The sequence below is a fragment of the Catenibacterium sp. RTP21428st1_D7_RTP21428_210409 genome, assembly GCF_040227455.1.
In the GTDB taxonomy this organism is placed as follows: Bacteria; Bacillota_I; Bacilli_A; order Erysipelotrichales; family Coprobacillaceae; genus Catenibacterium; species Catenibacterium mitsuoka_A.
In genome coordinates, this window is sequence record NZ_JBEHVX010000108.1 from 1 (window position 1) to 7,117 (window position 7,117).

At 33.8% G+C, this 7,117-nt stretch carries 5 protein-coding genes; 4 read left to right on the forward strand and 1 reads right to left on the reverse strand.

From position 1 onward, the window contains the following. Positions 1–98 precede the first annotated feature (98 nt). The 4 genes from ABUA27_RS11535 to ABUA27_RS11550 all read left to right on the forward strand — a co-directional run bounded on the left by ABUA27_RS11535 (position 99) and on the right by ABUA27_RS11550 (position 6,244). Positions 99–1,364, forward strand: a complete 1,266-nt coding sequence (locus tag ABUA27_RS11535; protein WP_287845156.1) for a glycoside hydrolase family 32 protein — start codon at positions 99–101, stop codon at positions 1,362–1,364. A 1-nt stretch (position 1,365) separates the two neighbouring features. After that, a complete protein-coding gene (locus ABUA27_RS11540; RefSeq protein ID WP_349820749.1) occupies positions 1,366–3,492 on the forward strand; it encodes an alpha-galactosidase in 2,127 nt (708 codons plus the stop codon). A gap of 114 nt (positions 3,493–3,606) precedes the next feature. Beyond that, positions 3,607–5,466: a sucrose-specific PTS transporter subunit IIBC gene (locus ABUA27_RS11545; protein WP_287845162.1), complete on the forward strand. Its 1,860-nt coding sequence runs from the start codon at positions 3,607–3,609 to the stop codon at positions 5,464–5,466. A gap of 34 nt (positions 5,467–5,500) precedes the next feature. Next, a complete protein-coding gene (locus ABUA27_RS11550) occupies positions 5,501–6,244 on the forward strand; it encodes a Cof-type HAD-IIB family hydrolase (protein ID WP_349820750.1) in 744 nt (247 codons plus the stop codon). 22 nt (positions 6,245–6,266) lie between these two features. On the opposite strand, the gene ABUA27_RS11555 is transcribed toward ABUA27_RS11550, so the two are convergent. Continuing rightward, positions 6,267–7,117, reverse strand: an 851-nt coding sequence (locus ABUA27_RS11555; protein ID WP_349820751.1) for a Cof-type HAD-IIB family hydrolase, incomplete at its 5' end; no start/stop codon positions are given.

The following is a 7,117-nucleotide window of genomic DNA, read 5'->3' on the forward strand; positions in this document are numbered from 1 at the left end:
AATCATTTTACTGTTTATATAGATAAAATTGAGGGTAGTGTATTTATGCTATGTGATATAGATTTTTGACACTACCGTAAATAAAGTGAGGATTATGTATGAAAAATAGAAAACAAGCATATCATATAGAAACAGAAAAAGGGTTAATCAATGACCCAAATGGGCTTTCCTATTTTAAAGGAAAGTATTATGTCTTTTTCCAATGGAATCCTAATGCGACAGACCACTCATATAAAGTATGGGGAAAAACAACCTCTCAAGACCTTATACATTGGAGTGAGCCAGTAATCGCATTACAAGCTTCTGAATCTTATGACAAGGATGGGACGTATTCAGGAAGTGCAGTCAGTGATGGTGAGACACTATCTCTTTATTATACGGGAAATGTGAAAGTAAATGGTGTCAGATATCCTGAACAATGTCTTGCACAGTCTGAGGATGGTATACATTTTAAGAAATATGGTTCTGTACTCTCTCTTCCTGATGATTATACAGGTCATTTTAGAGATCCTAAAGTGACTAAGGAGGATGTCTGGAAAATGATTATTGGAGGACAGAATAAGAAGACTGGAAGAGGAGATATTATTCAATATACATCAATAGATGGAACCTCTTTTAAGTTTAATAAGATCATTGGAATATCTAAACAATATGAAATGATAGAATGTCCTGACTTATTTACACTTGATGCTCATGAAGTATTAATTTATGGTCTGCAGTCAAGAAATAATGATACAGATGAATGTCTTGATGCGCATGCTGTGTATTTAATAGATACATTGAGTGATTTAGATAAAGGACTGCATATGGATGAAGGGTATGATTTTTATGCACCACAAACATTTGTGGATGACCAAGGAAGACGTATTATGCTTGCCTGGATGTCACGTTTTAGTGATGCGCAGGAAGTAGAATTCGCTAAGGATGGACATATTCATTGTCTAACAATGCCTCGTGAATTATTTGTAAAAAAAGGAAAACTGATACAGTCACCTGTAAGGGAGATGTATGAATTATGCCATGAAATTCCTTATACGAATCATATGAAAATACAAAGACAGGCGATGATAGAAATCAGTCCTTTGAAACATATGTCTTTTTCAATCAATAAGGAATTAAGCATTCACTTTGATGAAGGAATACGTATTGAACGCTATGATTGGGCAGAACAGAAATATCAAAAGAAATCATGGCCTATAAAAATCAATCATATGGAAATATGGCTGGATACATCAAGTGTAGAAATATTTGCGAATAACGGAGAGTTTGTTTATTCTGCACGTCTTGACCCACAGGCTGAAGACTTGCTTCTTGCAAGTAGTAAAGAATCACAAAACATCAACGTATACAGATTGGAGATTTAAAATGATTACAATAAATAATGGTATAATTCATCTTAGAAATACGCATATGAGTTATATATTAGAAGTATTAGATCAAAAGTACATTTTACAAAGATATATAGGTAAACCACTTCGTCATTATCATAAAAGTCCAATGACTTACTACAAACGTAGCTATAATACTGAACATGATGTCAGTATCGAAAATGCATCTTTTGATGATCTTCCTTTTCTCTATCCACAACTAGGTCATGGAGATTATCGTATACCTGCCATTGAAGTAGAAGCACACCATCAACGTTATTGTGAATTATTGTTGAAGGAAGTGCATGTGCTAGATGAAAAGAAGACTCTTCCAGGTTTACCTTCACTTAAAAGTCATGGTAGAAGTGAGACACTAGAAGTAGTCTATGAAGATAAGCCTATCGGCTTAGAAGTGAGTCAATATATCACTATTTATGAGGATTTAGGCGTTCTTTCATTTTCAGCTTCTTTTAGAAGCTGTAAAGAAGATCTTATTCTTTATAATACACAATCTGTTTCTTTAGAACTTCCATCACAGGATTACCAAGTGATGACAATGTATGGCTTACATGCAAAAGAAGGCAATATTCAGCTATCTGCACTTAATACAGGTATATTTCAAATAGAAAGTACAAGAGGCAGCAGTAGTCCACAAATGCATCCATTTGCGGCATTATTATCAGGTTCTGATATATATGCAATGCATTTAATTTATAGTGGAAATTATTGTTGCAAGATACAAAAGGATTCATTTGGAAAAGTTCGTATGCAGATGGGTTTACATCCTTCTATGAATAATTGGCACTTACATAAAGGAGAAGAATTCTATACACCTGAAGTTGTCGTGAATTATAGTAGTACAGGTTTAGAAGGGATGAGAATGAATTTCCATGAGCTCTATCGTCATCACTTATTACCACAATCACAGGAATTACCTCCTGTATTATTAAATACCTGGGAAGCAATGTATTATGATGTGTCTTTAGAAAAGATTGAAGAACAAGCCAAACGTGCGAGTGAACTAGGTATTGAATTACTTGTGTTAGATGATGGCTGGTTTAGAAAAGAAAATAATAGTCATAATTCCATGGGAGACTGGAAATGTAATACAAGTAAACTTCCAGGTGGTATACAAAAAGCGGCTGAACTTGTTAAATCATATGGTTTGAAGTTTGGCTTATGGTTTGAACCAGAAGCAATTAGTAAAAAAAGTGATTTATATATACATCATCCAGATTATGCATTATCAGTAGATGGATATGAACCTACTTTAGGTCGTCATGAATATCTTCTTGATCTATCCAGAGAGGATGTCCAGAATTATTTAATTCACATGCTTGATTCTTATCTTTCTACAGGATTAATTGATTATATCAAATGGGATATGAATAGACCGATGAGTGATGTATGTTCTCACATCTCTCAGTATAGTACAGAAGTGGCTCATAGATATATGCTTGGTCTTTATCATGTGCTTGATGTGATTACATCTCGTTATCCTGATGTTCTTTTTGAAGGATGTTCAAGTGGAGGTGCACGTTTTGATCCAGGTATCTTATGTTATATGCAGCAGAACTGGGCTAGTGATAATACGGATGCACTTGATCGCAGTGTGATTCAAGATAGTTTTAGTCTGCTTTATCCACAATCAGTGATAGGTGCACATATAAGTGCTGTTCCTAATCATCAGACAGGGCGTATTACATCCTTAGAGACACGTTATGATATCGCAAAACTATTTAACTTAGGTTATGAACTTGATCTTACAAAGTGTACAGATGATGAATTAGATGATATCAAGAAGCAGATTCAGGAATATAAAACAGTAAGAAAAGAAACACTCAACGGTGAATTACATGCTCTTGAATGTGATGAAAATCATTTAGGCTGGGAAGTAGTCAGTCTTGATAGAAAGACTATTTATGTTGTTATAATGACTCGTTTTTATAATCCTCTGACTGCCCAGAAGTACTTTAAGTTAACATACTTAGATGAAGATTCTGATTATTTAGAATGTCGTGCACAAGAAATATATGGTGGAGATGAACTGCAGCATATTGGCATATGTGTACCTTTAGAACATGGTGATTTTAAAACATACACATTTATATTAAAAAAAGTATAAATGGTTAGAAAAAGCCATATTTATATTATGTTATTCCATTCAATTAATGCGCTTTAAGAGGTATAAATATAATCAGTAAAGCGCTTAACAAATTAAAAAGGAAAGGTTAGAAAAATGAACGATAAAGAACTTGCATTAAAGATTATTGAATTAACTGGTTCAAAAGAAAACATTAGTTCAGTAAGACATTGCGCAACAAGATTGCGTTTAGTAGTAAAAAACAAAGATAAAATCAACGTAAAAGCAATTGAATCTTTAGATAAGGTAAAAGGATCATTCTTCAATTCAGGACAGTATCAGATTATTTTAGGGACAGGTTTAGTAAATCGTGTCTATGATGAAGTAATCAAGGTCACTGGAGAAGAAGGTAACAACGATGAAAAAATAGTATATGGAAATAAATTCCAAAGAGCTATTAGAACATTCTCTGATGTCTTTGTGCCAATTATTCCTGTACTTGTCGCAACAGGTTTATTCATGGGTCTAAGAGGCTTATTGACTCAAGAAGCTATCTTGCATCTTTTTGGTTTAACAACTAAGAGTGTTCCTACAAACTTACTTACATTTACACAGGTATTAACGGATACCGCATTCGCATTCCTTCCTGCACTTGTATGCTGGTCAACATTTAAGAACTTTGGTGGCAGTCCTGTAATTGGAATTGTATTAGGTTTAATGCTTGTAAGTCCTAGTCTTCCAAGTGCATATGATGTTGGTTCTGGTGCTGCAAAACCATTGATGTTCTTCAATTTCTTAAAGGTATCTGGTTATCAGGGTTCTGTATTACCTGCCTTTGTGACAGGTATTCTTGGTGCTAATATGGAGAAATGGTTAAGAAAACGTATTCCAGATGCATTAGATCTTATTCTTACTCCATTCCTTACATTACTTATTGGTATGACAGTTGCATTATTTGCGATTGGTCCAGCTCTTCATTCAGTTGAAACAGGTGTATTATTTGTAGTTGAAAAATTATTGCAGTTACCTTTAGGTATTGGTGGTTTATTATACGGGAGTTTTGGACAGTTACTTGGTATCTTTGGTATTCATCATATCTTAAACTTCTTAGAAATCAGTATGTTAGCCAATGATGGCTGGAACTATTTAAATCCAATTGGTACTTGTGGAAACATTGCACAGGCAGGCGCTGTATTAGCTATCGCAATTAAAGTTCATGATCAGAAAATGAAACAGGTTGCTTATCCATCTGCTTTATCTGCTGCATTAGGTATTACTGAACCTGCAGTATTTGGTGTCAACCTTCGTTTAGTAAAACCATTTATCGCTGCAATGATTGGTGGAGGTGTTGGTGGATTCCTTGCTTCTATCTTCCATCTTAAAGCAACAGGTATGGGTATTACAGGTATTCCAGGTACATTACTTTACTTAAATGAACAGTTACCATTCTATATTCTTGTTAACTTAGTCGCATTTGCGGTTGCTTTCTCTATTACATGGTTATTCTGTGTTCCTAAGGCAGAAAAAGTTGTAGAACCAAAAGAAGAAAAAGAAGTTTCTAGTGAATCTTTATTTGCGATTGCATCAGGAGATGCGATTGAAATGAGTGAAATTAAAGATCCTATGTTTGCAGAAGGTATTATGGGACCATGTGCAGCTATTGAACCAGCTGATGGTAAGATTTATGCTCCTGCAGATGGTACAATCAGCTTTATCAGTGAATCAGAACATGCAATTGGAATCATCACAAATGTAGGTGCAGAAATTCTTCTACATTTAGGTATTGATACAGTTAAAATTACCGATGAAAAAGTATTTGATACAAAAATCACAATGGGACAGAAAGTCAAAAAGGGTGATCTTCTCACTGTAATGGACTTAGATGGAGTAGAAAGACATCAGTGCCAGAAAACAGTTATTACGATTGTTACTAACTATAACAGCTATACTGATATTGCTCAGGTGAAAACAGGTTCAATTACGCCTGATGATATTATTATGGAGTTATCACTTTAGTCAGTTCTTTGAACTGACTTTTTTGGAGAATAATATGAAAACAATTGTCAGTGATTTAGATGGCACATTACTTAACAGTTATGGAGAAGTAGATTCCTTTACTAAAGAAGTATTGAATACATCACCTATTTATAAAATTATTGCGACAGGACGTAGTTACAAGACAGCTTCTCCTTTGTTGAAGGGAGTAGATATAGATTATTATGTATTATTGAATGGTGCGGAATGTCGAAATGGTCAGGGTGATATTCTTTATAAAGAAAATATCGATTTAAAGATTGTACATACTATTATGAATGGCTTATTAGAACGTCATATAGATTTTGAAATTAATACGGAAGAAGGAGATTATTCTACTGATACTGTATTTTGTGATACAACAGCACAACTCACTAAGCAACATCTTCAAGATTATAAAGAAATAAGAAAGATATTTATATTTGTGCATGATGAACAGAAAATTAATCAAATCAAACACTGGCTTGATCAAATAGAAGGAATTAATGTCACTTCATCATCCTGGTGGAATATTGAAGTTACATCAATGAATGCGAATAAAGCACTTATGGTAAAAAGAGTGATAGAAATACTTCATACTTCTGATGATGTTTATGTATTTGGTGATGGTTATAATGATATGAGTCTTTTTAAAGACTATAAGCATACACGAGCTATGAGTAATGGTGTGAATGCACTGAAACAGATAGCAGAAAAAGTGATTGATAGTAATGATAATCATGGTGTTGCGAAAGAAATAATTGATTTGGTTAAGGATTAGAAAAAGCAGGCGGTGCCTGCTTTTAAATTATTTCAAAATATTTTAATGCATTATATAAACCATCTTCATCGATATCATCTGTGACATAGTCTGCAGCTTTCTTAACATCATCATCTGCATTACCCATGGCAACAGAAATCTCTGTATATTCAAACATATCAATATCATTCTTGCCATCACCAAAAGACATTGTTTCACTTTGATCAATAGAATAATACTTTAATACTTCATGAATACCATTCTGTTTACCACCCGTCGCAGGAATGATATCCACTGCCTGAGGGTTCCATTGTGTTTCTTTACAATGAGGCATAAGTTCCTTAATTTCTTTTAATCTTTCATCATTTGTATCATAAGGAATGACCTGATAAATAGAATGTGTATAACCTCTATGAATATCTCCTAATTCTGGTAGTGGTGTAGAAATAGCTTTCTGTACTTTTTCTACTACTTCGTTATTAAAGTTGATATACATGAGTTCATCTTCTACAAATATGCAAGGCATATGGTTTGTATCTACATAATTGATGATGTTGTTGATGTCTGTTTGTTCAATAGGAAGTCCATAAATCATTCCTTCTTTATTGAAACAATACTGTCCATTTAAAGTGACACAGGCATCAAACTCTAAATCCTGTATAGGAAGATCCCTCATCTCACTTAAATGTCTACCTGTCGCAACAAATGTAAGTATACCTTTTTCTTTTAATAGTCTTAATGCTTCTTTAGTAGATTCTGGAACACTATACGTAGTATGTGAAAGTAATGTTCCATCTATATCAAAGAAAATTGCTTTTATCATAATTTCCTCCATTTCCCCGCGCCTTCGTTGCGCGGACACAAATATATAACCAAACTCAAATCCCCCAAAAC